The organism is Pseudomonadota bacterium (genome assembly GCA_039193195.1).
Classification (GTDB): domain Bacteria; phylum Pseudomonadota; class Gammaproteobacteria; order Steroidobacterales; family JBCBZW01; genus JBCBZW01.
Genome location: JBCCWS010000001.1, coordinates 77811 through 104601, shown reverse-complemented (window position 1 = coordinate 104601; position 26791 = coordinate 77811). Strand labels below are relative to the sequence as shown.

The 26791-nt window shown below is 66.1% G+C and carries 16 protein-coding genes; 5 read left to right on the top strand and 11 right to left on the bottom strand.

Annotated features, from left to right (window positions below; all coding sequences use genetic code 11):
- Positions 1 to 6: 6 nt before the first annotated feature.
- Together AAGA68_00405 and glgC are read right to left on the bottom strand one after the other, a co-directional pair.
- The gene (locus tag AAGA68_00405; protein ID MEM9383494.1) at positions 7 to 1113 is read right to left on the bottom strand and encodes an ion channel; all 1107 of its coding nucleotides are present in this window, start codon (positions 1111 to 1113) and stop codon (positions 7 to 9) included.
- A gap of 3 nt (positions 1114 to 1116) precedes the next feature.
- Positions 1117 to 2379, bottom strand: coding sequence for a glucose-1-phosphate adenylyltransferase (glgC, locus tag AAGA68_00400; protein MEM9383493.1), 1263 nt, complete (start codon positions 2377 to 2379; stop codon positions 1117 to 1119).
- A 168-nt stretch (positions 2380 to 2547) separates the two neighbouring features.
- Here glgC and AAGA68_00395 point away from each other — a divergent pair, with 168 nt between their 5' ends.
- Both AAGA68_00395 and AAGA68_00390 read left to right on the top strand, forming a co-directional pair.
- Complete coding sequence (locus AAGA68_00395; protein MEM9383492.1) at positions 2548 to 3480, top strand: DMT family transporter; 933 nt, start codon at positions 2548 to 2550, stop codon at positions 3478 to 3480.
- A gap of 94 nt (positions 3481 to 3574) precedes the next feature.
- Positions 3575 to 4870 (top strand): OmpA family protein, encoded by a 1296-nt coding sequence (locus AAGA68_00390; protein ID MEM9383491.1) that lies wholly within the window; start codon positions 3575 to 3577, stop codon positions 4868 to 4870.
- Between the two features lie 251 nt (positions 4871 to 5121).
- Here the strand turns inward: AAGA68_00390 and AAGA68_00385 are convergent, their stop codons facing one another.
- Positions 5122 to 5781 (bottom strand): hypothetical protein, encoded by a 660-nt coding sequence (locus AAGA68_00385; protein MEM9383490.1) that lies wholly within the window; start codon positions 5779 to 5781, stop codon positions 5122 to 5124.
- Between the two features lie 266 nt (positions 5782 to 6047).
- Between AAGA68_00385 and AAGA68_00380 the strand changes: the two genes are divergently transcribed.
- The 3 genes from AAGA68_00380 to AAGA68_00370 are packed head-to-tail and all read left to right on the top strand — an operon-like array spanning position 6048 to position 9660.
- Positions 6048 to 7574, top strand: coding sequence for a cryptochrome/photolyase family protein (locus AAGA68_00380; protein ID MEM9383489.1), 1527 nt, complete (start codon positions 6048 to 6050; stop codon positions 7572 to 7574).
- Complete coding sequence (locus AAGA68_00375) at positions 7571 to 8224, top strand: alpha/beta fold hydrolase (GenBank protein ID MEM9383488.1); 654 nt, start codon at positions 7571 to 7573, stop codon at positions 8222 to 8224. The genes AAGA68_00380 and AAGA68_00375 overlap by 4 nt, the downstream gene beginning before the upstream one ends.
- Entirely contained in the window at positions 8221 to 9660 is a 1440-nt protein-coding gene (locus tag AAGA68_00370) for a deoxyribodipyrimidine photo-lyase (protein ID MEM9383487.1), read from the top strand. Before AAGA68_00375 ends, AAGA68_00370 begins: the two co-directional genes overlap by 4 nt.
- Before the next feature lie 8 nt (positions 9661 to 9668).
- Here the strand turns inward: AAGA68_00370 and AAGA68_00365 are convergent, their stop codons facing one another.
- From AAGA68_00365 to AAGA68_00330, 8 genes are all read right to left on the bottom strand, one after another.
- Positions 9669 to 11612 carry a CRTAC1 family protein gene (locus tag AAGA68_00365; GenBank protein ID MEM9383486.1) on the bottom strand — a complete coding sequence of 648 codons (1944 nt, stop codon included), beginning with the start codon at positions 11610 to 11612 and terminating at the stop codon, positions 9669 to 9671.
- The gene (locus AAGA68_00360) at positions 11609 to 14335 is read right to left on the bottom strand and encodes a multiheme c-type cytochrome (GenBank protein ID MEM9383485.1); all 2727 of its coding nucleotides are present in this window, start codon (positions 14333 to 14335) and stop codon (positions 11609 to 11611) included. Before AAGA68_00360 ends, AAGA68_00365 begins: the two co-directional genes overlap by 4 nt.
- Positions 14336 to 14370: 35 nt before the next feature.
- Complete coding sequence (locus tag AAGA68_00355; GenBank protein MEM9383484.1) at positions 14371 to 17712, bottom strand: FG-GAP-like repeat-containing protein; 3342 nt, start codon at positions 17710 to 17712, stop codon at positions 14371 to 14373.
- On the bottom strand, positions 17712 to 18782 hold the full coding sequence (locus tag AAGA68_00350) for a nitrilase-related carbon-nitrogen hydrolase (GenBank protein ID MEM9383483.1): 1071 nt from the start codon (positions 18780 to 18782) through the stop codon (positions 17712 to 17714). The genes AAGA68_00355 and AAGA68_00350 overlap by 1 nt, the downstream gene beginning before the upstream one ends.
- Positions 18783 to 18802: 20 nt before the next feature.
- On the bottom strand, positions 18803 to 22048 hold the full coding sequence (locus AAGA68_00345) for an ATP-binding protein (protein ID MEM9383482.1): 3246 nt from the start codon (positions 22046 to 22048) through the stop codon (positions 18803 to 18805).
- A 94-nt stretch (positions 22049 to 22142) separates the two neighbouring features.
- The gene (locus AAGA68_00340; GenBank protein MEM9383481.1) at positions 22143 to 23252 is read right to left on the bottom strand and encodes an aminoglycoside phosphotransferase family protein; all 1110 of its coding nucleotides are present in this window, start codon (positions 23250 to 23252) and stop codon (positions 22143 to 22145) included.
- A 29-nt stretch (positions 23253 to 23281) separates the two neighbouring features.
- Complete coding sequence (locus AAGA68_00335; GenBank protein MEM9383480.1) at positions 23282 to 24097, bottom strand: hypothetical protein; 816 nt, start codon at positions 24095 to 24097, stop codon at positions 23282 to 23284.
- Positions 24098 to 24165: 68 nt separating this feature from the next.
- Complete coding sequence (locus tag AAGA68_00330) at positions 24166 to 26631, bottom strand: M12 family metallo-peptidase (protein MEM9383479.1); 2466 nt, start codon at positions 26629 to 26631, stop codon at positions 24166 to 24168.
- Between the last annotated feature and the right edge of the window lie 160 nt (positions 26632 to 26791).

The following is a 26791-nucleotide window of genomic DNA, read 5'->3' as shown; positions in this document are numbered from 1 at the left end:
GACTCCCTAGGCGTCGCGCGGCACCGACGGGCGCAGTACTGACTCCCACCGCACCTGATCGGCCCCGAGGCGCTGAGCCGCGATGAGAAACACCTCATCACCGCCGCGAATCGGTGTATCGCCAGCTGGGTTGAGCAACACCCCATCTGCGTCGCTGCCATGATCCATGGCGATCAGCGTGGCGTCGTGCTCCTCCTTCAGATGCACCAATAGCTGCCAGTAGGTGGTCTCATGCGCTCCCCCGGGCACAGCCATGCGATAAACGTTGGCATTGCCTTCTAGCGATGACAGGAGCTGGCGCACCAACCTCGAGGCTCCAGGGTCCTGCGCGGCGCGCACCGTGTTCTCGATCGACATAGAGACGATGCACTCGGCCTGCGGGCAGTGCAGGCGCAGGATGTTGGCGGGCGCCGGGTCGATAAAGTAAGACACCAGATGCGCCCGACTGTTGAGCGCTCCCGCTGCCAGGGACGCGCCCAAGGTCTCGTTGTCATCGCGCCCGACGACGATCACTAGTGCGGCGCGCGCAATGCCCGTTCGTCGCATGGATTCGGGGTCGCTCAGCAAGCTGCTCGCCACGAAGTAGGCCGCCTCGGGCTGAGGGTTTTCCGGCAGGTTGGCGAGGATGACGATCGCTCGTTCCTCGCTCGGGTCCGCCTTGAGCAACTCGAACATGCGCTGGGACCGGCGACCGTGCCAGCCCACGATGACGATATGATCCTGCAGGTGCTGCAGATCTGCGTAGCCCTTCATGCGGCTCCTCCACTGATCGATGAAGGCCTGGGCGAGCTTGGCCAGGGCGGAAGTGAACAACAGGATGCCACCCGGCATGAGCAGCAAGGTGGTGACGTAGCGACCACCGACAGTCTGCGGCGAATAGTCTCCATAGCCGACCGTTGTGGCAGTAGTAACGTAGAAGTACCAAAAGACATCGAGATCGGCGAGTGAGTGCTCACCCAGGCCGGTGAGCAGGACGTAGCAGACGGAGAAGTGCAGGACCACCAAGACCAGCAACAGCCACCAGGTGAGACTGCGAAGGCGCCCGTAGAACCGAAGCGTCCAGCGACGAATGTCAGCTGGCAGCTGCTTGCGGATGAACCCGCCCGGTAGCACTCCTCAGACGCTTGGTTCGTCGCCGAGCATGTCCGGCGTGACCAGTACGACACCCTTGTTGGTGACGAAGAACCGCTCGCGATCCGCCTCCGGGTCCTCGCCAATCACCGTGCCTTCCGGCAGCTGTACGTTCTCGTCGATCACGCAGTTGCTCAGGCGGCAGTGCCGACGGATGCGCACGCCGGGCAAGATGACTGCTCGGTGGATGCGACTGTAGGACTCCACGCGCACATCCCAGAACAGCAGGGACTGCTCGATGCGCGCGCCGGAGATGATGCAACCACCGGAGACCATCGAGTTGAGCGCGACGCCTTGGCGCTCAGGATCGTTGAGCACAAATTTGGCAGGTGGTGACTGGCGCTGCTCGGTCCAGATGGGCCAAGCCTCATCGTAGAGGTTCAACTCCGGGTTCACGCCAACAAGTTCGAGGTTGGCTTCGAAGAACGCATCCACATTTCCCACGTCGCGCCAGTAGTGCTGGGCGCGGGTCTTCACGTCACGGAAGGGGTAGGCCCACACGGTGCCGTCGGGCACGTTGCGCGGCACGATGTCCTTGCCGAAATCGTGGCTGGACTCGAAGTTCTTAGCGTCCGCCGTCAGCTCCTGCGCGAGGAAATCGGCGTCGAACACGTAGATTCCCATGGAGGCGAGCGCCGTGTCCGTGCGCCCTGGGATCGGATCCGGCTGCGCGGGCTTCTCCGTGAAAGCCTTCACCCGTAGCTCATCGTCTACGGACATGACGCCGAACTCGCGCGCCTCCTCTAGGGAGACCTCAATACAGCCCACGGTGATCTTCGCCTCGCGCTCGACATGCTGGGCGATCATCGGACCGTAATCCATCTTGTAGATGTGATCGCCGGCCAGCACGAGCACGTGAGTAGGCCTGTGCGCGCGAATGATATCCAGGTTTTGGTAGACCGCATCGGCCGTCCCCTGATACCAGGATCCGTCCACGCGCTGCTGTGCGGGGAGTAGCTCGAGGTACTCACCGAATTCGCCGCGCAGGAAGCTCCAACCTCGCTGGAGATGCTGAATCAAGGGATGCGCCTTGTACTGCGTGAGCACGCCGATACGCCTAATCCCAGAGTTAACGCAGTTGGAAAGCGGAAAATCGATGATCCGGAACTTACCACCGAAGGGCGTGGCCGGTTTGGCTCGGTTGATCGTGAGGTGCTTGAGGCGGCTGCCGCGACCGCCGGCGAGTACCAAGGCAAGGGTCTCTCGCGTAAGGCGGCTGACGTAACGGCCGCTGATCTCTTCGCTCATTCCGCTCGCTGCCTCGTCCCAGGATCACTCCACTGGCCGATCATGGTAAGCGACCCTAAAGCAAACCACCACCGAGCCGACATCGGTTGCAGCGTACGCAGGGCACCCCCAGCGAGCGGCCTGTACAATCGCGCTGCTCCGTCTCCAGCCCCCTTATCGGTACCTCCCATGGCCAAGCACGTGACTTCCGGACGTTGGCAGCTCGGGCTCGCCCTGACGCTGGTCACGGTGACCCTATGGGGGTCCCTGCCCATCGCGTTGAAGTTACTGCTAGAGCGCATCGACGCCTACACCCTGACGTGGCTGCGCTTCGCCGTATCCGCCCTGCTGGTAGGTGCCTGGCTTGCCTGGCGCGGGCGGCTGCCAGTCCCCTGGGAGCTTCGCGGAGGCGACCGGGTGCTCCTGCTGCTGGTGGTGCTCGGCTTGTGCGGCAACTACATCCTCTACCTCCTTGGCCTGGAGCGCGTGACGCCGAGCGCAGCTCAAGTGGTCATTCAGCTCGCTCCCCTGTTCCTCGCACTCGGCGGCCTAGCGCTCTTTCGCGAACGCTTCAGCACCATGCAGTGGATTGGCTTCGCGCTCGTGATTGGCGGCCTCGGGCTCTACTTTCACGCTCGCCTTGGCGAGATCGTTCGCTTCGACGAGTTCGGTCACGGGGTGCTCATCGTGGTCGGTGCCGCGGCCAGCTGGGCGACCTACGCACTGGCCCAAAAGCAGTTGCTCAATCACTGGCGTTCGGACGCGATCATGTGGTGCGTCTACGCCGCCGCGGTCCTCCTGTTCCTGCCCCTTGCCGAGCCTGTGCGGCTGTTTGCTCTGGACGGCGCCACGCTAGCCCTGCTGATCTTCGCAAGCCTCAATACGGTAGTCGCCTACGGCTGCTTTGCCGAGGCGCTAGCCCATTGGGAGGCCTCCCGAGTGAGCGCCGTGCTGGCCATCACTCCCCTGCTGACCATCGGCCTGATGCAGGTCCTGGCCTGGATCACGCCGGAGCGCCTTGGGCGCGAGCCGCTGGACGCCCTAAGCCTGTCCGGGGCCGTGATCCTCGTGATCGGTTCGGCACTCACGGCCCTCGCTGCCCGTCGGCGCAAAGAATCGTAAAACCCTGGAAAACAGACGGGTCAGGCCTTATCCTTGCGCGCTGCAAAAAAGTTCCCGGCACGGATAGGCAACTAGAAAACAGGAGCCACGCACTATGTTCGTTTCCTCCGTCAACAAACTTGTGTGTGCTGCCGGCATGGCGGCACTGCTGATGGGCGCCTCCCCCGCACTGCTCGCGCAGTCCGACGATGCGATCATCGAGAAGGGCCAGTGGTGGGTCTCGCCCATGGCCACATTCATTGAGCCGGACACGGACCGCGTCGGAGACAGCGGCTGGGGCGGCCAGTTCGGTATCGGCCACATGCTCGGTGATCACATCGGCATGGAGCTGAACGTCAACGGCGGGCGCATCACCGGCTTCAACGAGACTGGACAGTTCGGCATCAACATCGACCTGCTGGCTATCGGCGATACGCAACGCACTGTCGCCCCCTATGCCGTGTTCGGCGTGGGCTTGCTGAACTCCAACATCGCCGAGGCGCCCAACTCTCCTCGCGTCGAGGACACGGACAACCTTAGCCTCTCCCTAGGCGGTGGTGCGCTGTACAACCTCGGCAGCTTCCCCGGCAAGCTGCGCACGGAAGTGCGCGTGCGCAACGACCAGATCGACGGCGCCAACCTGACGGACATCCTTGTCTCCGCCGGCATGATGTTCCCGTTCGGTAAGGTCAGCGCTGCGATCCCCGCAGACAGCGACGGCGACGGCGTCACCGACGACATCGACCGCTGCCCGAATTCCCCGCTCGGCGCTATCGTCGACTCCACCGGCTGTGAGCTCGACAGCGACGGCGACGGGGTGCCCGATCGCATCGACCGCTGCCCCGGCACGACTCGTGGCGTCGAAGTCGACAGCAATGGCTGCGCCCTCGACAGCGATGGTGACGGCGTGCCCGACTATCGCGACCGCTGCCCGAACACGCCCCCTGGCACCCCCGTCGGCGAGGACGGCTGCTCCCTCGACGATGACGGCGACGGCGTGCTCAACGTCAACGACGATTGCCCGAACACTCCTGCGGGCGTGCGCGTCGACTTCCGCGGCTGCGAGATCCGCGATGAGATCAGCCTCCCGGGTGTGAACTTCGAGAACAACTCGGACATCCTCCTGCCGAGCTCCGTCCGCACCTTGAACGGTGCGGTAGACACCCTGCGTCGCTACGCCGACCTGGTGGTGGAGTGCGACGGCCACACGGACTCGCGTGGCGCCGCCGAGTACAACCAGAACCTGTCCCAGCGTCGCGCTGTGGCGGTCTGTGACTACCTCGAAGGCCGCGGCATAGACGGTGATCGCTTGAGCGCACGCGGCTACGGCGAGAGCCAGCCTATCGCCTCGAACGAGACGGCCGAAGGCCGCGCCGCCAACCGTCGGGTGACCCTCAAGGTCATCCAGTAGAGGATCCAAGCGCGGCCTCCGCACCAGTCGAACGCCAGGGTGACCTGGCGTTTCGGCCCGGAGGCTGCGCCCAGGACCCCCACCAGCGCCTGGGCACTGAACCTGGCGGCGCCCGAGAGCAGCGCGACCGACACCGCCCCAACAAGAGCAGCCGCTAGCTAGCGCTCAATGATGTTTCTGGACGCGGGGTTCACCTGCGGCGGCAGCTCGCTGGCGGATCAATAACGGCGTCAACCTAGGATTTCTCTAGGTCAGAGGACGTCGAGGGGAGCGCTCGCTACACCGACATTGCCGGTGGCTGGATCGAAGGCCGTGACCAGCAGCTCGTAGTGGCCCGCTGCCTCCGGCACTGGTAATCGAGTGCCATAGGTGCTCTTCTCCCCGGCGTAGGCAAGCGCGGCTTCGTGCACGGTGACTCCCGACTGGACGAGGGAAGCGCGCAGCTCGTAGCCGTCCGAGTCCCACCGACCGCCCGGCTCCGTGGGGCACCCGCACATCATCACCACCTTGGCCAGCACCTCTACGGTCTGCTCAGCGCCTTCAGCCAGCGCAATCTCGCGTGGAACCTCCAACAGGGTGACGACGAACCCGGGCAGCTCGAGGACCCAACCCTCGCCCGTGATGTGCTTGCCCGGCAGCACCCACGCGGTGCTGCTGACGCTGACGCTCGCGTGGGGGTAGCTGAGAGGGGCGCGGAGGCTTGCCTCGATTCGCGTCGGACCGGTCAGCGAGAGGGTGGTACGGAACGCCGCCGTCAGCTCCGGGTCCGTTCCCGCTACGTTGCCGATCGTGAGACCCTCTGCCAGGATCGCGCCGTTGGCCGTGTCTTTGAGCGTCACCTTCACGCCCATATCGGTGGTGACGTAGTTTGCGCCGCGGGCTCGCGCGCGTACGACGAGGTGCGTCTGCACCGCGTCCAACCTTGCCGCTGGGCGCGCCTCGCGGGAGGCGCTGGGCGGCGACGCATCCGCGGCCGCAGCTACCCCCGTCATCGGCTGGGCCCACAGGACTCCGAGAGCACTGCCAATGACGATCTGAAGCCAGCGACTGGTGCTTGCGCGTACGCGATAACAAGGCATGTTGGCTACCCCCACTTCGATGCAACGGGCCAGCGCCCCAGGACGAAATTGTATAGTCATCAGCGCCCGCGCGAGCGCGGCCACCTCGAGGAGCCCCAGTGACCAAGCGCAACGCCTCAACGTCCGCTCGCCGCGTGATGCCGCTGCTCGGCAACCACCTGTTCGCACCCAGTGCGCTGCCCGCGGTCGATTCGGTGCTGATCTTCATGGCCGAGGACCGTCACCTGTGCACCTACGTTCGCCATCACCAGCAGAAGATTGTGCTCTTCCTCGCCGCCATGCGTCACCACGCGCAAGCGCTGCGCGAAGCGGGCTACGCCGTGGAGTACCACACCCTGGAAGTGGATGGCGATACCCCCTACGAGGATAAGCTCGCCGCCTGCTTGCAGCGGGCGAAGGCGACCGCCCTCGTCCACTTCGAGGTGGAGGACAAGCCCTTCGAGCAGCGGCTGCAACGCTTCGCCGAGGACCAAAATCTCGCCGTCGAGGTGCTGGAGAACCCCATGTTCCTATGCCCACGTGCGCGCTTCGCCGACTACCTCGAGGGTGCCCGCCGCCCCTTCATGGCCGAGTTCTACAAACAGGAACGCAAGCGACTTGGCGTGCTCATGGAGGACGATGGCGAGAGTCCCGTCGGCGGCCAGTGGAGCTTCGATGCGGACAACCGGCGCAAGCTGCCGGCAGCCCAGAGCATTCCCGAGGTGCCCGGACGGCGCCTCGATGAGATCACCCAGGCGGTGATCGAACTGGTGGCCAAGGAGTTCGCCGATCACCCAGGAGATGCCCACCGGTTCTGGTTCCCCGTGACCCGCCGCCAAGCCCTCAGCTGGCTCAAGCGCTTCATCGATGAGCGCCTGGCCCTGTTCGGCCCCTATCAGGACGCTCTTACCACCCGCTCGCCCACCGTGTTCCACAGCGTGCTGACGCCCATGCTGAACCTCGGCTTGATCACCCCGCGCGACGCGCTCGAACGGGTGCAGCAAGCCTACCGAGACGATCCCCAGCTACCATTGCAGAGCATCGAGGGGTTCATTCGCCAACTCATCGGCTGGCGCGAGTTCATCCGCGGCATCTACCGCTATCACGGTGAGACCCAAGCAGAGCGCAACCACTGGAATCACACGCGCACCTTTACTGCTGACTGGTACGAGGGCACCACCGGAATCCCGCCCCTGGACGACTCGATCCGCGACCTGCAGCGGCTCGGCTGGGTGCACCACATTCCGCGCCTGATGGTCTTCGGCAATCTGATGACCTTGTGCGAGATCCATCCCCATCGCGTGCACGATTGGTTCATGGAGATGTTTGTCGACTCGTCCGAGTGGGTGATGGGCCCCAACGTCTACGGCATGGGCATCTTCAGCGACGGCGGCATATTTGCCACCAAACCCTACATCTGCGGCTCGAATTACCTGCTGAAGATGAGCGACTATCGCAAGGGCGAGTGGTGCGATGTAGTGGACGGCCTGTACTGGCGATTCATCGCGCGCCACCGCAAGCAATTTGCGAGCAATCCCCGCCTATCGATGATGACGCGCACCCTGGACAAAATGAAGGACACTCGACGCGAGATGATCTTCGCCGCCGCCGAGGCCTTCCTCGAGGCGAAGACGCAAGCGGCGTGAGCGAGCTGAGCGGCAGGCACGCGGCGCCAGCATCGGGAGAAGGCCCCCTTGCAGTGCTCGTCCACGGCATCATGGATCGCGGGCGCATCTTCCGCCCTTTGCAGAGTGTGCTCGCTGACGCTGGGATCGCCAGCAGTGCACCAAACCTGGTCCCTAACCATGGAGCAGCACCCCTGGAAGTGCTGGCAGCACAGCTCGCCGAGCACGTCGAGGAGCATGTTCCTGCGCATCGCTCCGTGCATCTGCTCGGCTTCAGCATGGGCGCCATCGTCGCTCGCTACTACCTGCAAACCCTCGGCGGTATCGCGCGTACGGCCCAGTTCATCTCCGTTTGCGCCCCTCACCGCGGCACCCACTGGTCCTGGCTCGGCCCGTTGCCCGCCATGCGGCAAATGCGCCCTGGCAGCGCCTTCCTGACCCGCCTGAACGACGATCTAGACACCCTGACCCAACGCCCTCTTACGTGCTACTGGACGCCTTTCGATCTCGTCATCGTGCCGGCGATAAGCTCCACCTTACCCATCGGCACGAACGTACGTATCGACTCGATGTGCCATCAGTGCATCCTCAACCATCCCCAGCTGCATCGCGATGTACGCACGCGCATCCTCGATAGCGCCGCCGCTGACTTACCACCGGAGAAGCCATGAGTGCCTCACCCATCGTCGTCTGGTTCCGCGACGATCTGCGCGTCACCGACCAACCAGCCCTGCACGCCGCCGCCCAGAGCGGGCAACCGGTAATCGCGGTCTACGTGCTAGACGATCACTCGCCAGGCGCCTGGACACTCGGCGGCGCTAGCCGTTGGTGGTTGCATCACAGCCTTACCTGCCTCGAGCAATCACTGGCGCAACTCGCCATCCCCCTCACGCTACGTCGCGGTGGCTTCGAGGATGTGCTCACGCGCCTGGTCGAGGAGACCGGCGCCGACGCGCTGTACTGCTGCCGCGGCTACGAACCCTGGGTGGTGGAGACCGAACAGCGGCTGAACGACGCGCTAAGCGCGCAGGGCGCCTCAGTCAAGCGCTTCGCGGGGCGCCTTTTGTTCGAACCGGGACGGATCCTCACCGGCGGCGGCGACACCTACAAGGTCTTTACGCCCTTCTGGCGCGCTTGCCTGCGCGCCGATCCACCGAAGGCGCCGGTACCCGCGCCAGGCAGGCTCACGCCCTGTGCATCCTCCCCGGCGAGCGACTCGCTGAGCGACTGGCGACTACTGCCCACCAAGCCAGACTGGTCCGGAGGCTTTGCCGATCAGTGGAGCCCGGGCGAAGGTGGCGCCATAGCCGCCCTGGAGCGGTTCCTGGAGACCAGCCTGGCGGACTACCACGAGGCGCGGGACATCCCCGGTGAGCGCGGTACGTCGCGCCTCTCCGCCCACCTTCGCTTCGGCGAAATCAGCCCGCGTCAAATCTGGCACCTGGTGGCCAACGAGGTGGGCGGCAATCTCGCCGACCCGCGCGCCGAAGCGTATCTGCGCGAACTTGGCTGGCGCGACTTCAACAGTCACCTCCTGCTCGCCTATCCGACGATCGGCGAGCAGGCCTTCAAGCCCGCCTACGACGCCTTCCCCTGGCGCGAGGACCTGCCGGGCCTGCGCGCCTGGCAGCAGGGCCAGACCGGCTACCCCATCGTCGACGCGGGTATGCGCGAACTCTGGACCACGGGCTGGATGCACAACCGCGTGCGCATGATCGTCGGCTCATTCCTGGTCAAACATCTCTTGCTGCCCTGGCGTCTCGGCGAGGATTGGTTCTGGGACACGCTGGTGGATGCGGATCTCGCGAACAACGCGGGCGGTTGGCAGTGGGCCGCAGGGTCCGGAGCGGACGCGGCGCCCTACTTCCGGATCTTCAACCCTACGCTTCAGGGCAAGAAGTTCGATGCTAAGGGAACCTATGTGCGCCGTTGGGTACCTGAGATCGCGGCGGTGCCCGACAAGTACATCCACGAGCCCGCCGCCGCACCCACAACGGTGCTGGAGAGCGTAGGCGTGAAGCTGGGGCGGGATTACCCGGCGCCGGTAGTGGCGCACAAAGTGGCGCGCGAGCGAGCGCTATCGGCACTCAAGGCAGTTACCGGCTGAGCCTTGGGCTAGGGCGTGGCGGACTCTGCCTCCGCCGCCGTGCTTGGGTAGCGTGTAGGGGCGCTGTCCCCACGACGAATCTCCCAGACGCCATCCACCGCTAGGGGCCCGATACGCTGCTCTTTACCATCGGGCCAGCGCACCTGTACGGACTTGACGATCGCGGCTGTCCCAAGGCCGAAGCTCGCCACCGTCTCCACCTGCGAGAGGTAGGATCTCGCGGGACTCAACAAGCGCCTACGCAGACTGCCGTCTTCGAGCACCACCGTGACCGTGGCTCCTAGGCCGAAGCGATTCTGGCTCCCCTCGCGTTCATCGCGCAGGCGCACACGCAGCCAATGCTCATCGGGCCCCGGTGTGTCATTGCGCAGAAGCAGTGGGCGATCGTCGATCGCCGTCAGCAGAAGGTCGAGATCGCCGTCCCCGTCAATGTCGGCATGAGCGGCGCCTCGCCCCACCCGCGGTTGGGCGAGGGCGCCGAGGTCCGCCGTCTCCAAGGCGACGAAAGGCCGCGCGCAGTCGCTGGCCGCGCAGCGCCAGAAGAGCTGGGCGGCCTGGGCGTACTGCTGACTGGGCTGAACCACATTGATCTCATCCTCCACATGGCCGTTCACTTGGAGCAGGTCCTGGTGACCATCGAGGTCATAGTCGAAGAACAGCAGGCCAAAAGTGAGGGCACGCCGACTCGGCGCGCCGATCCCGCTGATCGCCGCCTCGTCAGTGAACACGGGCACTGGGTGCACCTCGGCGGAACCGGCCGCCGCTGCGGCAAGTTCCGTCACATAGTAGGAGGACATCTCGTTGGCGAAATTGCCCACTGCCACACCAAGGGTCTGGCCATCGTCGTACCAGGCCACGTCCATGCCCATAGCGCCCGTTGCCGTGCCCGTGTTGTCGAAGGCCAACCCTGCCGTGGTGCCGACTTCAGTAAAGGTGCCATCGCCATCGCCGAGGAGCAGGTAGTTGCCCACTGTGTCGTTGGCCACGAGCAGATCGACCCAGCCGTCCTCGTTGACGTCCATGGCGAGCACGGCGAGGCCCTTACCACTGGGCGCATCGGTGGCCGGATTGCGCACCACCACTCCGGCCTCCTCGGAGACGTCGGTAAAGCTGCCGTCACCTTCGTTGCGGAACAGATAGCTGGCGCTGCCGGGGTAGTTGGTCGGCGGGCCGTAGGCGCGGCCGATACCTGCCAGGCGGTAGTCCACCTCGAAGTCGATCTCCCGAGACCAAGCCACGTAGTTGACGACAAACAAATCCAGGTCGTTGTCACGATCAATATCCACGAAGACCGCGCTGCTGCTCCACGCATCTTCGGCGCCGGTCACCTGCGCGGTGGCCGTGACTTCCTCGAAGCGCCCCTCGCCGAGACTGCGGTAGAGGCGATTCGGGCCTACGGCGGTCACGTAGACGTCGATGCGTCCATCGCCATCGTAGTCGCCGGTCGCCACGCCCATGCCGTAAAAGCTGCCGATCAGTCCGCTCGCCTCAGGCGCCATGGCCGCGAAGGCCCCAGTGCCGTCGTTTAGGTAGAGGGTGAGTGCCGGTGCAGTTGACGCCGGCGCCACCCCGGGCAGCGTGCCCCCGTTGACCAGCAGCAGGTCTGGATCGCCGTCGCTGTCGGCATCAAAGAAAGCCACGCCGCCGCCCATGGTCTCGGGCAGCAGGCTCTCGCCGGCGGCGCCGCTCGCGTGCGGGGCATCGATGCCGGCAGCCTCAGTGACATCGACGAAGCGAGGACGGGAGGCGCGGGTTTCCTCGACCGCGGGCTGGGCGGGCGTTGGACTCGAATCACCAACCAGGACGTCGCCGCCCGTCTGCGTTCGCAGCACCCACAGAGCCGCCGCCACAAGCACAACTCCGGCCATCGCGAAGAACAGGGAGATCTTGAGGGCGCGACCGATGACTCGATCGCCCTCGCTAGGGCTCGGCCGGCGGGGTCGGTCACTCATCGGCGCGACTGTCGTGGCGCTACCAGCGGGTAGATCACCGTGTCGTCCGCGGCGCGCGCCGCTTGCGGGTAGGCGCGGCGAGCGGCGGCGATGGCCACGTCCGCTGCGTTGTCGTCGGGTTTGTACCGCGCATGCTGCGCCCGATGATAGTCGGCTTCAGACATCTTGCCCAAGGCGGCGAACACCTGAGCTAGGCCGTAGTGCGCACTTAGATTCTCCGGATCCAACTCTAGCGTGGCCGTGTACCAACGACGAGCCGCCTCCAAATCCGCCCCGCGACGATCCCGTTGGCGTTCGCCGCGCAGTGATCGGGCGCGCTCGTAGTGGGTGAGGGCAAGTTCGTTGAGTACGCGATAGTCCGAGGCGAAGTCGAAGCCGCGCTCACGCGCCTGCGTGAAGCGCGTGTCGACGATGGCCTCGAGCTGAGTGATCGCCTCATCGAGGTAGCCGTTCTGGCGATCGACCTGCGCGTTGAACCACGCCACCACCCAGGGCATCACGTCGGCGCTGCCCCCGGCGCGCACCAGGGCGTCCGCCGCGGCGTCCACGCGCCCTTCACGCAAGTAGACCCGTGCCAAGTTGAGGCTGCCATCGCCCCGCCCCTGGCGCTCCACCATAGTGAAGGCCTGCTCCGCCTGACGCAGCTCGCCAACTCCGGGCTTGCGCAGCAGGCCGATGCCGTAGTCGTTCCACCGTTGCCAGGTCGGGATGTCCGGCGCGGAAAGGGCCTGCGCAGCGCCGGCCTCAACCGAGACAGGGAAACTCAACTGATCTCGCGCGATGACGGTGATCGGGAGCGCGTTCACTACCTCGGGGTCGTCCCTCATGAGGGCCAGGAAACGAGTGTCGAACTTGCGGTAGTTGAGCGCTACCTCGAGGGTCAAGGTGCCGTGTGCGCCTTCGGGTAGGGCGAGGGCATAGTGCACCACATCGGCCGCACCGGGCGGGATCTGGTGGTTGTATAGCACCGTGAAGATGTCTTCCGCGTTGCGTGCGTCGATCCGTTGGCCCTGGCGGTCCAAGACGAAGGCGTTGACGAAGTGCGCGGCCGGATCCACCTCGCCGCTTCCCGGGTCCCGTGCGCCACTGTGGGCGAGCGGCACGCCGTCGAGGCTCGCCCGCACCTCCACCCACACCTGGTTCGAGTCGGCCGTGCCTTGGGTGAAGGGATGGCCGAGCGTTAGCGTTCGCAACACAACGTCGAAGAGGTAGCGCTCACCGCCCTTCAGGGTTGGCACCTGGGGGCGCAGGGGCGCCACCAGCGCGCCCGTCAAATCACCACCCTCACGCACGGCAAAGATATCCGCACGCAAGGACCCCACCAGCATGTCTTTCGTCGCTTGCTCACTCCACGCTGGGAAGTCGAGCCAGTGCCCTAAGGCCGTGTTAGCGGCCGCCATGAGGTGATCGTGCACCGTGGGCGGCTCGCCCGGGGCCCGCACCACCGCACCGAAATCATCGGAGGGGAGTGGGGCCAGGTGGCAGTCGTTGCACTGCTTGGCCGCGGGCGGGTAGTAGAAGCTCGACACACCGTGACCCGACACGCCGCTCAGCAGCCAGGTGTCGTAGTGATTCTGCCCGCGCAGCCACTTGTAGTCGTTCACCGCTTCGGGTAGGTGCACCTTGTGGCAGGTACCACAAAACTCCGGCGTCTTGTGCAGAGGCTTCAGAAACGTGCGGCGGTGAAACTCCGGGTTCGCACGCACGAGCAGGTGATTGACCCACTTGCCGAGCCCACCCTCGCTGCGCGCGAACGGGTAGTGCCTTGGCGCGCCGATCGTGTAGTCGGCGTTGCCGCGCGGGGAGTCGATGCTCGTAATGGCGTGACAGGCGGTGCACGTAATCCCCGCCTGACCGGCGACCGAATCGGGGTCGAAGTCGGCTTGCTCCAAGGCACCGCTAAACAGGGGCGCGGGGTCGTGACAGCCAGCGCAGAAGCGCGTGCCCTCTACGTTGCCGTCGCGCGCCAGCATCTCCGCCCGCGTATTCGCCACGGAGAAGCGGTAGGCGGGATTGTTGAAGGACGCGAAGCGGTGAGCGCTCGCGGCCCAGCGCTCATGGGTGTCGGCGTGGCAGTCGACGCAGTATTGATCGTTGACCAGCGCTTCGACGCCTATCGGCTGACCGTCGGCAGTCTTCGCCAACGATGGCATCAGGTGGTATCGATCAGTATCGTCGGCCGTCGCCACCCCGACGCTCGGCGCGGACCACCAGTTCCACGTACCGACTGCCAGCGTGACAGCCAGCGCCGCAGCGAACGCCCCCGCACCTCGGCGCCAAGCGATCGCAGGCCCTGCCAAACGGTGGAGCACGAAGGCCCATACGACCAGTAGCGGCACCAAGGCGTGCACCCAGTAGAGCGGTTGACGCAGGGCCGGTGAGGTCAACGGCAAACCGGGTATGGCGCGGGTTAGCACAAGGCCAGTAATCAGGAGAACGCCGCCGGCCACGGTTAAGACCAGGCCCATGGCTACGGCGCGGCGATTCGGCCGATGCCACGCGTTGCGCGCGTGGACTACAGCGTAGATCAGAAACGGTGCGATTAGCACGACACCCAGCACCAGGTGGGCGAGAAACATCACCTGGAACACGGCGCCCTGCCACGAGGCCCCACTCAACCACTCGAGCAAGGAGGTCCCTGCGAGGTACACGGAGTTGACCACCAGCAGCGCGAACAGAACGAACACGCCCTGCAGCAGTACGCGAAGGCGCGGTCCGATCACTGGGCGCGGCCGCGCCCTGCTAGTCGATCTCGCCATCACTTTCCGGAGAGCGGGCGGGTGTGAAAGCGCGCGTGCAGCGCGTCGCGCCTGGCGAGAACACCGGGCTCGTCGCTGCGATGGGGCATAGGGTCCACCGAGTCGCCGTCGCGTGTGTACAGGTCCATGTCCTTGGCCCAGCCGGCGGTGGTCAACAGATAGCGACGCGACCAGCCCTCGCCAGGGAAGCTGGCGCTCGCGGCAAACTCAGCGTGCAACTCCTCCCCTGCACCCACCAGAGCAAGGGCGTCATCCTGCTCACCCACCAGCTCGCGCACGTCACCGAAGGCCGTATAGGCACCACGCGTGTAGCGCGTATCCCAGAAGGTCTGGCGTTGCCCATAATCGAAGTGGGGGCGGCGCTGGGCATGGGTCGTGCGCACGGGGAAACCCACCTGCGACAAGACCGCTCGTTGCAGGGGCAGGGGTGTGACCCGCGCCGGCGTCGGCGCCGGCTCCACCAGGGCCACGCGCAAGCGATCCCAGTAGATCTCCAAGTTACCTGTCAGGCGCAGGTAGCGGGCCCCTCGCGGAAGATCGTGCAGCGGCAGGGCCATCTGCCGGGGCATCCCAGCGGGATAGCCGAAGCGCGCCGCAACAAGCTGCCAATGCTCACCGTCGGTACTCACCTCGAGCGAAGGCGGTTCGTAGGTGACACCGGCCTGCCAGGCAGCGAATAGCGTCTGCGAGTAGGGGTACTCCACCCAGCCATCGGCCAACAGCCAGCGCGCTCTACCGTCCTGCTCGCCGAGGGCCGCGGCAAACTCCATCGTCAGTACCTGAGACGCTTGCAGGCGGCCGAGGAAACGCGTGTCACGCACCCCGACCGGCACTGCTACACCGTCGCGATCGAGCACGGCTGCCAGCACCTCATGGCCTCGCCCATCGCGTGCGCCTAGGGGCCGCAACGATTCCCGATACCAGCGCAGCTCGCCGCTCGGTGGGCGCCGCGGATCCGTGCTGTGGCGTTCATCCAGCATCACCTGCCAGCCCGGCGGCACTAGCACCTCGTGCAGCGCTAACTGGTCCACGTAGGCGACCTCTTCCATCGGCTCGGTGAGCTTGAGCGCCAGGCGTCCGCGCCGCGGCGACAGCTGCGCTTCGCTGAGGAGCATGCGTTCCCACGGTCGCGGCGTGCTGTACTCGCCCGGTGCCAGAAGGAAGCCGATCCCACCAACACCGAGCAGGTCGGTTACGAAGGCGTATTCCTCACCGTTCCACGCGAACAACACTGGACAGCTCGCCAGCTGGCGTTGGGTCTCGGCGATCCGATGCAGCGCGCCAGCAGGCAGGTCGAGCTCGGTTTGGAACACCCCGTCGGACCAGTCGATGGCCACGAAGTCCGCCTGGGCACTGGCGCCGAGCCCGAGGCTCACCGGCTGCAGGCTCTGTCCGGGCGAAGAGTCACCGTCGAAGGTACTGGTCACACTCCAGTACTCACCGCGACGCAGGGCCAGGCGAGTGCCGATCCCCGCGGCGTTCGAGCGCATCGCATCCGCCTCGGACGCGCGTCCCACCAGGGCGAACGACGCGAAGGGATGACGTCCGTCACCGGGGCCGAGCCACTGAAGAGCGCCGTCGACCACGGTCATCAAGCCCGGGCCTGCCGCCACATCGCGGAGCACAGGGACGAGGGTGCTGGCTGCGGAGGAGGTCACGGCCAGCCCCGCACTCGGGCGATCGGTGAGCAGACTAGACGCGTCCATTCGTACGGCCCCTTCCTCGCCAGCCGCGAGCAGCTCCATCGCGCCATCGCCGTCGTAGTCGCCCAGGCTGAGCTGGGTCATGCCGGGAGCAACGGCGGCCGTGCCTTGAACGGTGAACGTCTCGCCCTCCCACTCCAGCACGGTCACCGCGTCCGAGGCGGATTGCAGCAGGTACAGCTCAGCCTGGCCGTCGGCATCCGCATCCCCGGCGCTCATCGCTCGCGCGCCGATCTCAGCGAAGGCGGGCGTTTGCAGGGTGCGGTACTGCCACAGGCGATCGTTGAGAAACAGCGCGTGGGGCGGTTGTGCGTTCAGGACGGCAATATCCGTATCGCGGTCAGCATCGATATCGAGGGCCAACACCTGACGCCCTCCCCCCGATCCCGCCAGTCCCTGGGACTGCCCCAGGGCGCGAAAACTGCCGTCGCCATCATTGTTGATCAGTTCGTTAGCTTGCTCCCCGACCACGAAGATGTCGACGTCACCGTCGTGATCCGCATCGAAGGCGGCCACGTCGCGGCAATCGTCGCCCGGCAGCCGAAGTCCCAGCAGCTGCTCAGGCTGAAGCCGCCATTCGCTATCCCCTTCTCGATACCAGAGCTGATCGACTCCAGCGCGGCACAGGTAGGCGTCGACATCCCCATCGTTGTCGAAGTCCGCCCACGCCGCTGCCACGACGCCGTCGATACCGCTTAGGGAATGATCGGCTAGGGCGCCCCAGCCATCGCCATCGGCGAGCAGCACCAGGCTGGCGGACGCTTGGGCCGCGTTAGTCCGCGCTCGGCTGAGGAACAGATCCTGCTCACCGTCCCCATTGAGATCTGCCGTGGTCAGCGTGGACGACTCGGGTAACTGCCACTGCGGCGCGACCGGCACGGCGGCAGCGAACGCGGCCCCCTCGGGAATCGCCGTGGTCGACTCTGCAGGCGACAGACCTCGTACGGGCACCGCCAGCGCGTTGGCTTTGGGTCCCATGCGGGTGTACTTGAACTCCGCCAAGCGAGCGCGCGGATTGGACTCCAGGCGCAGGTACTGCTCCTGCATGCGCACCGCCTCATCACGCCGGCGCAAGCGCCTGAGGGCGATGCTGGCGCCGTAGTAAGCACTGCGTAGGTAGGGGTCAGTCTCGATGGCGCGCTCGAACCAATCGAGGGCCTGCTCCGGATAGTCCACGGCCAGCAGCTGCCCCGTGTAGTACGCGGCGTAGGCATCGCCAGGATCAGCCTGCGCTACCTTTTGGAAGTGGATCAGGGCCGCGCTCTGCGCACCTTCGTAGAGGCGCAGTAGACCCGCCACGAAGTGCGCGCGCTGATGCTGCGGCGCCTGCGCGAGGACCTCCTGCAGGATCGCGTCGGCCCGTGCCTCATCGCCCTCTTGCTGGCGGTTCAAGGTGGCGATCGCCAGATTCACGCGGGCATCGATCCACTCGGGCTGCGAGGCGACGACTTGCTCGAACACCTCTCGAGCGCCGGGGTAGTCGAAGTAGCCCATCAGGCCTACGCCGCGGTTGTTGAGGGCCACAACTTCACTCGGCAAGCCGCTATCCTGCCTGCCCTCGTCTCCGGCGCAGGCGCTAAGGAGGACTGCGAATGCGCTCATCAGCAGGGCCGTCGCAATGGTCACGCGGTAACGCATCACGCCTGCTTCTCTGACGTCGGTGGGGTCGGCCCCAAGGTGGCTTTGGCGGCGCGAATTCGCGCCTCGATGTCGCCGGCCTGCGGCGCGGCGCGGCCGCCAGGCGCAAGGCGTGGCGTCTGCAGATAGCCGTGCACTTCGCTGCGCAGGTGACTTCGCATGTCGTGGCCGGCGCGGCGCGCACGCTCGGCGCGTAGGGTCTCGATGTTGATCGGCGCCACCACCACGCGCTCGCCACCGCCTGCCTCGGCCTGAGCCAAGATACGCCCGTCGTAGTCGACCACCATGCTGCCACCCGGCCAGGAGAAGGGTGGGTAGTGCCGCAGGCTAGCACCCTGATTAGCAGCTACGACGTAGGCCGTGTTCTCCAGGGCACGGGTCCGATTGATCAAGGTCCACCAGTCCATCGGCTGCGCCGTGCCCCAAGGGTCCATGTAAGCGGACACACGGATAAGCACCTCGGCGCCGCGAAAGGCGAGTTCACGAATGGTCTCGGGGAACAGCCAGTCGTAGCAGATGGCAGCGCCCAGGCGCCCGAGCTCCGTTTCCACGACGGGAAAGGGATCGGCGGGGTAGTCGGGCAACAGGTCGTGCGGGCTCGTGTGTACCTCCCACGGCAACCATGGGTTCACCTTGCGGTAGCGGGAGAGGATGCCGTGGGGGCCGATCAACACCGTCGTGTTGAAGACAAGCCCCGGCCAATCGTCATCGCGCTCGAGGAAGGTGCCCGTCTGCAGGTAGCAGCCGTGCTCGCGGCACAGGCGTTGATAGCGATCAGTGTGCTCGTTCGGTATTGGCAGCGCCAGGTGACAGTGGAGGTCTTCGACGCGCTCGTAGGCCGGTGCCGCGTGGGAGAACTCCGGAAACGCGAACAAACGCACGTCGAAGAACGGCCCGTACCCGCTCAAGGTCTGGGTGATGATCTCGCACTGACGGTTCGTTCGCTCGGCGATCTCCCGGCGGTGGGTTGGGCTGGGGAAATCGGTCTGGCAGGCGGCTGCATAGTACATGGCGCAGGATTGTGCCGCAGTCCCCGCCGTGCGCCCACCGCCGAGCGCGGTTTTGCGCATTGCTCGTCGCGTAGGGCGCCTCAGGAGGCCGCGTAACCGTAGACGAGTTCACCGAGGACGCCGGACAGATCGTCATTACTGATTCGCTTGTCGAGCACCCGATCGATGTGGCGCGAACTCGCCAAGCCGTTCGGATCTTCCGAGCCGGCGGCGAGCAGCACGACCGGCAGGCGCGGCTCGCGGCGCTTCAACTCCCGGGCCAGATCGAGGCCGGACATTCCCGGCATGGCCAGATCCGTCAGCACGATGTCGTACAGTGCGCGATGGTGATCCACGGCAGCCAGGGCAGCGTCCGCGCCGACCACCGGCGTCACGCGAAAGCCACGGGCCCGCAGGCCGCTGGAGACGGCGCTTAGCATCTCGCGCTCGTCATCTACGAGCAGGAGGTGCGGTGGATTACTGGCGAGAGCGCTCGCCGCAGATGCTGTGGGAGGATCTTCCTCGGGCCTCTGCGCGGGGTTGTCGGACACGAGCTGCAAGGCGGTCTCATCTCGATCGCGGCTCGGGGGATCTAGTTGGTCCTCCGCCAGGGGCAACCACACGTCGAACTGAGTGCCCTCGCCCACCGTCGAGCGCACCTCCACGCGTCCACGGTGCGCGGTGACTAGGCTGCGCACGATGGCCAAGCCCAGACCGGTTCCCTCCGCGCGAGTGGTGAAGAAGAACTCGAAGCAGTTGGCGAGGGTCTCCTCGCTCATGCCCACGCCGGTGTCGGCAACGCGCAGGCGCGCCCGAGGACCGAGCGAGGTCTGTTCACTATTCAGCTCCACTGTGAGCTCACCGCCCTGCGGCATGGCATCGACGGCGTTGCGGATCAGATTGCCCACCACCTGTCGCAGCTGCACGTCGTTGCCATCCACGTAGAGCGGATCCTGTCCGAGGGCAATGGCAGGGGAAACGGTGGCGGGAATGCCGTGGCTAAGCAGTCCTAAGGTGTCGGAGACCACCGCCCGCAGTGAGAAACGCTGGCGCTCGCGCGCGGGAGGGCGCACGGAGTTGAGCATCTGACCGATCAGCTCACGTGAGCGCAGGCCCGCGGTCAGCACCTGCTGGATCGGTTTATGCGCAGGATGTCCTTCAGGCACATCGCGCAGGGCGAGCTCTGCGCTGCCCAACACCACGCTCAGCACGTTGTTGAAGTCGTGCGCAATACTGGCGGCTAGGCGCCCGACCGCATCGAGCTTCTGCCGCTCCATCACTTCGTGCTCCAGAGCGCGCTCTCGCTCTTCGCGCTGGGTCTGCTCGGTGACGTCGCGCAGGGTGACCAGCACGGAAGCCGTCTGCTGTTCGGTCGATTCAGGCGGTGAGAACTCATACAAGAAGCGGCGCTGATCCGATGCCGACAGCGCTACCGTGTTGCCATAACCGGCGCGCCACGCCGACTCTAAGGCCTGGTCCAGACGCGCGGCGTCCTCCCTACCAAAGAGCGCCAAGTGCTCGCTCAAGGACTGCTCGGCAGTGCCCCGGGGCAGGCCGAGTAAATGGCCCGTATCGCCGGTCAGCAGCACGCGGTTGTAGGGTGGGGGCACCTCCAAGCTACCGACGCCAGACAGCAACTGGGCGCGACGCAGGGCTGCCTCACTAGCACGCAGTCGCGCGCGCTGCAGCATCCGCTGGCGGAGCAAGTGCGCGCACCCGGCGGCTAGCAGCAGACTCAATACGCCGAGGCCGAGACCGGCCCCGCGATTGCGCCCGCCGGGCTCCGGTTCCACAGTCAACTCAAGCCAACGACTCTGCACCGCCGCCAGGCCCACCGGCGCCGCGTCGATCGAGCGATTAATCAGCGTCACCATGGGGGCCAGCTCAGGATCCAAGGCGGTCGACATACGCTCGAACAACGGTGTGCCGATCGTGCGAATCTCGCCCACGCGATCCTCACCGAACTGAGCGATCGTGTAGCGCACGATCGGCAGAAACTCGAGCCACACCTGGGCGCGCCCTTGAGCCAGCGCCTCCACTGCCTCCCGCGGGCTCGCCACGAGTCTCGGATCTAGGCCTGGGTAGGCTGCCTCGATCGTCGGCAAAAAGCCCTGATAGCGGCGTTCCATGACTGCCGGCAGCGAGGCGATCTCATCCACGGAGCCGACGAACGGTGCCGCGGGCCCTAGGGCAACGACGAACGGCGCCTCCACCACCGAGTTGGTCAGGACGTATTGCCCATCTTCCAGGTGTCGGTTAGAGACCACGTACCCTAAGCCGTCCAGCTGGCGCGCATCCGACATGGCACGAACCGCCGACCAATCGCCAAACTCGAACACCGCGGTGACGCCAAGGCGGGCGAGGTGGTAGCGCACGCTATCGATCGCAAGGCCGGTGGCACGTTGGCCCTCCAGCACCGTTAGCGGCTCCCATACCGCCGCGGCGAGATGCAGCGCCGGATGGCGGTCTATGAACAGCTTCTCGCGATCGCTCAACTGCGGCACATCGAGCGGCAAGGCCAAGCCCTCGACACCACCGAAGGCCTCCGCTAGCGCGGCGTTCGCACTAAGGTCTGTCGGCGATATCCCAAGTAGCGCGCCCTGCACCGCCTGCAAGCGCTCGCGATCACCAGACCGCGCCGCCACGTACAGCCAGCGGCGCCAAAGGTCGATTAGCTGCGCACGAGAGGACTCACCTAGGCTTGAGGAAAGGTTAGCTCGAGCGCCAACCAACACATCGACATCCGTCCCCAAAATCGTCCCCAGGGAGGCCGCACCGCGGTCTGCGCTGACGGTGACCACAGACGCCGGTGACCAGCGGGCGATCGGCGCGCAGCCCCCGTGTCTGAGGCACCCCTCGGGCCCGCCACCAAACCTCTCTGCCACAGCGTCTTCCTGCGCCTTCAGCAGGCCTACGCGTGCGCCCTTCAGCAACCGCGCGTCGCGTTCGCGAGCGGTGCGGACGGCCGCCGCGATGGGCAGGCTTAGGATCGGGGAAGAAAACGCCACCGCTGGCGACTCATCGACGACCGCCATCGGACCGGCGAGGTCGAGAATGCCGGCTTCCAGATCGGCCAAGCAATCGGCGGGCGCTGCACATAGGGACACGCGCAGGGCGCCGAGCTCGCGCTGGGCCATGCGCCAGTAGTCGACTAGCACGCCGACCGGTTCTCCGTCTTCAGCGCGGTAGGAGAGTGGGGCACCGAGCACGGGCACGCCAACGCTAAGGGCGGCACCCTCTCGTCGTTGTCCCTCCTGCCCGTTTGCCGCGCCGACCGAGACCAGGGCGATGAAGGAGAGCGTGGCAGCACAGCCGCTACGCCAGCGAGCGATTCGGCGAATCGACATGCGCGAGAAGGTGACCCCAGGAGACGACAGTCTGTCAGCATGCCAAGTCGGTCGGCTACTGCGCAACCAGGTGACGCTGCTTCGCTTCGCCGCCCTAGGCGTCGAGACCCATGACCACTCGGTCGACCACCTCCGACAGCACTCTGGACTGGCGCTCCATCGAGCTGAGCAGGGCGAACTGCCGCTGCGCGCGGCGCAAGTTCTCTCCCGCCTGCCGCACTCGGAAGTAGCGATCACCGCTCAGATGATCTGCGAGGAAGCGCAAACCGAGCTCATAGGTAATCACCTGAGCAGCCACCGTGAGATGGGCCACTTCGGCCTGGGACAGCAAATCGCCCACGCCGCGCAGGTACCCCCTAACCACGGCTTCGAAGCGCTGGGCATCGATACGCAGGGCCTCGCTCTCCTCGCCCCCAGTAGCAGCTGCCGAACGGATCAGATCGCCGATGTCATGCCAGGCCCAGCCCGGCATCACCGTGTCCAGGTCGACCACGCACAACGCTTCGCCCGTATCCGCATCGAACAGCACGTTGTCCAGCTTGCAGTCGTTGTGTACGACGCGCTCGGGGATGCCATGGTCACGAGCGAGGCGTTCGAGTCGATCGGCGAGCGGCGCCCGCGCCTTGGCGAAAGCGATGAGTTCGCTCGCCTCCGCGGCGCGGCCGAGAGCGTCGCTTGCGACGGCGTTGGCGAAGACCTCGTAGCGTCGCACCGTATCGTGAAAGTCGGGGATGGTCAGGAACAAGCCGTCGGCGGGCAGATCGGCGCAGGCGCGCAAGAACTCGCCGAAGCAAGCGGCGGCTTGCTCGACCTGAGCCAGATCGATGGGCTCGCTCGGCGCGCAGCCGTCGATGAACCGATAGGCCCGCCACCAGCTGCCGTCTTCTGCCTGGTACAGCGGCTCGCCATCGACCGTGGCCCGCAGGCTTAGCTGCGGGCGCTGGCGCCCGTCCTCAAGCCTGCTTCGGGACGCCGCCGCGAGGTGAGCGGTGACCCGGGCAACATTTACGGCCAGCGCAGACACGTTCGGAAACACGTGGGTGTTTAGCTGCTGCAGCAACCACGCTCCGTCGCGATCGACCACGCGAAAGCTGCGGTGGATGCGCCCGGGCCCGAAGGCAATCGGCGGCTCGGCGGCAGCGAAACCGAAGGCAGCGACGAGCTCTGCGTAGGGCGGATCACCGGGGACGGGCGCGGGTGGCATGGCCCCAGTGTACCCGCCAAGCGTAGGACCTAGCGGCGAGAGCCTCCGCGCTCGCCGTCGATCTGTACCACACCGCCCACGTTGCGGTGGCGAACGCCGCCGCTCGTATCGCGGCGTACGGTGAAATTGCCTCCCACATCGTTGACGTCGATGCTGCCGGAGGTGTCGCTGCCCACGTAGACATCGCCCAACACGTCGCGGGCCGAAATCGAGCCAGAGCTGTCGCGCTCGATATGGACAGACGCGGCGCGCGCCACATCTATGCTTCCGCTCGAGTCCTGGTCGATCCGCACGCCGCCGACGTCGGAGATATCGATGCTGCCGCTCGAGTCCGCCACGATGTAAACCTCCCCCGGCACTTGCGAGATGGTGATCGAGCCGGAGCTGTCGGTCAGCTCTAGGGCGGCGACATCGCGCACTTCCAAGCTGCCGGAGGAATCGCGGATGCGAAGCGCTAGGTGAGGTGGCAGCTCCACTTCTAGGTCCAAGCGAGCGTTTTCGTCGCGACGGCGAGGCAAGACGGTCTCCACCACGAGCGTGTCACCGCGGCGCTCCACCTGCAGCGACACCTCCCGCAGCAGCTCTGAGGTGCGAGCGCAGGCAAACCCCATGAGCTCCAGCTGGTCCACGCCGGCGCGACCGTTCACCTCGAGGCTGCCTGCCCCCGCTTCGATTGCCACCAGGCGGATGCCGGCGAGATCCACATCGCGCTCCAAGCGCGTCTCCTCCTCGCAGTCATCCCCCCACCAGTCGGCCTGGGCTGATCCGCTGGCGAAGGTGATCCCCATTATCAGCGCGAGCAGTAACGGCACGCGGGATGCGAAGCGAAGCGGATCAGCTGTCATGGTGCATATCCCCCTGGAATAGCAAAAAGTACGCGTGGGGATTTAGATGTCATGGCGGGACGAGTGGTTTACCTGCCCGCACGACGGACCCGGTGACGCCAACGTCGGCTCACGGCCGCCAGCGCGAGCAGCACCAGCACGGTCGGATCGAACGCGCCGCCGCCGCCAGAGGCCTCGCTCCCAGCGCCCGGGTTCGTCGGCGCGGGTAGAGCCACGGCATCCTCGCTTCCGGGCCCGGCCTTCTCAGCGACGGCGAGGTCGCTGGTCACCGTGTCGTTCTCGCGAGCGGGGTCGTAGGCTGCCCCGGACACAGCCGACAGGAGGCGCAGGCGCTCTCCCGACAGGGCCTGCAGGACCAGACGCACGACGCCTCGTTCGCCCACCGCGAGCGCCTCTAGTTGGCAACGCACTGCAGCGGCCTCGACCGTGCAGGGCGAACCGTTCGCCAGCGTGGCCTCCAAGACGCTGACCGTACCCAGCGAGAAGGCCACCTCTAGCGATACTGTGGTCGCCGGGTCCGGCCCATGGTTGGTGATCTCCACCTCTACGGACCGTGCCTGGCCAATCTCAAGCTCGACCGCGGCGCTAAGCAGGCGAGCCGCCAGGTCGGCGACCGTGCGTGCGACGATCAGGTCGCTGCTCGCGACGTTGTCGGCCGGCGCTGGATCGGTGAGGACCGACTGCAGTTCGGCGTGCAGCGCCTCACGGCGCGCCTCGCCGTCGTCGTCCGCGCTCGCCACGGCCAACAACTCGCCGCGCCGACGCTCGCCCACGGCGAGGCTCGGAATATCGCAGCGCCACTGGCGCTCGCCGGGGCCAGCCCGACAGCCCTGTACCTGCTCGACGGCTAGCAAAGTGCTGCGATCAGCGCTGAACTCCAGTACCACGTCGCGCGCGATGAGAGGACCCGCGTTGAGGAAGGTGAAGGGCACTCGGCGAGCAGCCCCTGGCGCGGTAACCAGGGCAGCTTCTGCGAAACTGACGGCGAGGTCGGCCGCAGGGCGCACGGTGACCAGCGCTTCGCTCAAATTGTCATCGGGGTTGCTATCACCCGGAGCACTCACGGAGACGGAGAACGGCCAGCTGCCGACCGCGACCGCCACGAAGGTCGCGCGCAGCAGGGCGGCGTCTCCACCATCGAGGGTGGGCAGCGTGCAATCGATGCGCTGCTCCCCGCGGGTGCAAATCCCCCCCTCCAGGGTCACGCTGCGCAGATCGAGACCGGCGCCGGCGAAGGCCAGAGACACGGCGATGTCGTACGCATCGCCCACACCAGGTGAATCGATTAGGTACTCCACCGTATGGGTAGTACCGACCAGAACCTCCGACGGCGCCTCGCCACTGACCGCAACGTCACTCGCCCGCACCTCGCTCACACAGCTGGCGCGCTGCAGAAAGTCGATCATCACATCGACGCTGCAGGGGGAAAACTCATCGGTCTGACTCAGCCGCGGCGCCATCAGATAACCACCAGGCGCGCTGGCGCAGGCGCCCTCGCCGTCGTGCGGCGCATCGAAGTTGTGGCCAATCTCATGTGCAGCGATGAGGGCGTCGACGGCCGCGGGTCGGCGCGCTTCCGTGAGCGACACCCCGAAGCGCGCACTGCAGGCCGCCCCGACCGCTGCGATCCCCACCGTGTTGCCATCGAGGGCACGACCGGTCATGAGGTGCAAAACGCCTGCCGCACGGCGCGTGCCAGTGGCGAGTTTGGCCTGCTCCACCTGATCCAGCAGTCGCCCCGCGTCGCTGGTTGAGAAGCCATCTTCGCTCGGCGAGAGAATCGTGAGCTCATCGACGGCGAGCTCTAAGCCCAGCTGCTCCTGGAAGATGCCGGCGACGATATTGATCCGCGCCAGCATCTCCTCCCGGCTAGCATCGCCGTGGCGGGTATTGAAAAGCGAATCGGCAATCCACGCGACCCGCATGCGGCCGCCGACCTCACCCTTCGCAAAAGCGGCGGAGGGTACTGTCCCCTTCAACGCCGGTGCGACCGGGTGGGCGTGGTCGTGCCCCGCACGAGTGTCTTGTTCGAACGAAAGGTCTTCGTAGGCGAGGGGACGGTAAGCCTGGTGGACGAACGCGCGAGCAGCCTTCGCGGAACCCGCAACTCGTGCAGCTTCCTGCGGTTCGACGGCGAGGAAGTCGGTGCCGTCCCAAAGCAGCGCGTAGAGCCTATCGCCAGCCACGGTGATCCGCGCCCAGCCGTTGGGCATGCCGGCGATACTTCCTCGGTACAGCTGAGTATCCGCGTAGGCACGGCGCTGCGATACGGGCAAGCCCGCCAGCGCGCTGCGCGATGGCGACAAGGTGATCTCGTAACGCCGGCCCTCGACGATCAGGACCAGCAGGCGACCCGGCGCCTCAGCACCCTGCTTGCCGTGCGCGACCACTTGCGCCGCGGGATCGGCTCCGCTCAGCGCCCACCCATCGAGCTGCAGTCGTGCCGCCTCCAGCACCGAGTCCGCGCGAACCGCAACGGGCACGCACAGGAGGGTCGCAACAGTGAGGACGACGGCGATAGAAGCACGTGACATGGGTTGGCCCGCGGCAGATGGTCATCGCACGCGGGGCAGGCACTAGGGACCGGGGCACCACGCAGATCCTTCGATCCTAGGGCGGCACCCGGGCGCGGCACTGCGACCTAGCCCTCGGTCCTGAAGGTCGAGAACCGAGCCATGGCACAAGCCGCGAACT